The 1,485-nt window shown below is 65.9% G+C and carries 1 protein-coding gene; it reads left to right on the top strand.

What is annotated here, in order from left to right; all coding sequences use genetic code 11:
• A partial coding sequence (locus NQ038_RS15105; protein WP_257062982.1) for an IS1380 family transposase occupies nt 1-1,313 on the top strand: 1,313 nt, incomplete at its 5' end.
• Nucleotides 1,314-1,485 lie beyond the last annotated feature (172 nt).

The raw sequence follows: 1,485 nt of genomic DNA, 5'->3' as shown, positions 1-1,485 counted from the left end.
TCCTGACCGACACGATCGATCAGACCGGCCTGGGACGCTACCTCTCAGACGCTCTGGCGTCGTGGCGCAAGCCATTTGCGATCCATGATCCTGGCAAGATCCTGTTGGACCTGGCACTGTCGTTGGCATTGGGCGGCGACTGCCTCTCCGACGCTGGAATCGTGCGCAGCGAACCCGGCATCTACGGGTCAGTCGCGTCGACTCCGACCGTCTCCCGACTCATCGGCTGGCTGGCTGAGGACACCGGGGCAGCGGTCACCGCGATCCGCCGTGCCCGCCAGAAGGCCCGCGCCCACGCCTGGCACAGCGCCGGCACGCATGCTCCTGACCACGATGCCAGCGCTGACCAGCCGTTGGTCATCGACTTAGACGCCTCGATCGTGATCGCGCACAGTGAGAAGGAACAGGCCGCCGGGACGTTCAAGCGCACCTTCGGTCACCACCCCTTGCTGGCGTTCGCCGACCACGGTCCAGCCGGTACCGGCGAGTTGTTGGCCGCGGCCCTGCGCAAGGGCAACGCCGGATCGAATACCGTGGCCGACCATATCTCGATCACCCGTGACGCCCTGGCCCAACTCCCCGGCGGGCGTGGGCGGCCGGGAAAGAAGGTCCTCATCCGCGCCGACACCGCAGGTGGCACGCACGGGTTCCTGGACTGGCTCACCGGACGCAGGCTCTCGTACTCCGTCGGATGGAGCCTGCCGACCGACTTCGGCGAGCTCTACCATCAGATACCGGAAGCGGAGTGGCAGGACGCGTACACGTCGGCCGGTGGTATCCGCGACGGTGCCGGAGTCGTCGAGCTCACCGGGCTGCTCGACCTGACCGGGTGGCCTGCCGGGATGCGCGTCATCGCCCGACGTGAGCGCCCGCATCCGGGAGCGCAGTTGCGGTTCGATGACGTGGACGGGTATCGGATCACTGCGTTCGCGACCAACAGCAGGCGCGGGCAGCTCGCCGATCTGGAAGTCCGGCACCGGCGCCGCGGGCGGTGTGAGGATCGGATCCGCAATGCCAAGGACACCGGCCTGCGCAACCTGCCGCTGCATGGGTTCGACCAGAACCAGATCTGGTTGGAAATCGTCGGCTTGGCCAGTGAGATCACCGCGTGGGCGGGCATGCTCGGACTTGCCGACACTCAAGCACGCCGGTGGGAGCCGAAAACCCTGCGCTACCGCGTCTACACAATCGCAGCGACCATCGCCAAGACAGCACGCCGCACCACTGTCCACTACAGTCACAGGCATCCCTGGGCGCTGCTCATCGTCACCGCGACCGAACGGATCCGCGCACTGCCCCGAGCACCCGATTGATGTCGATACTCACGACAACAGCGACAATGAAAGGCACTCCGGCCCATGGAACGGCCCGACCACCGCGGCGACACGCGCAGGCACATCACACCCGAACAGTACAATCACCTACAACATGAGACAACGACGCCGCGATCAAGCACAAACCCCAACCCGTGAAAAATCGAGGCTA

The sequence above is a fragment of the Brevibacterium sp. 50QC2O2 genome, assembly GCF_024580675.1.
Classification (GTDB): Bacteria; Actinomycetota; Actinomycetes; order Actinomycetales; family Brevibacteriaceae; genus Brevibacterium; species Brevibacterium moorei.
The sequence above is the reverse complement of the archived record's forward strand: the minus strand, read 5'-3'. Positions and strand labels throughout refer to the sequence as shown.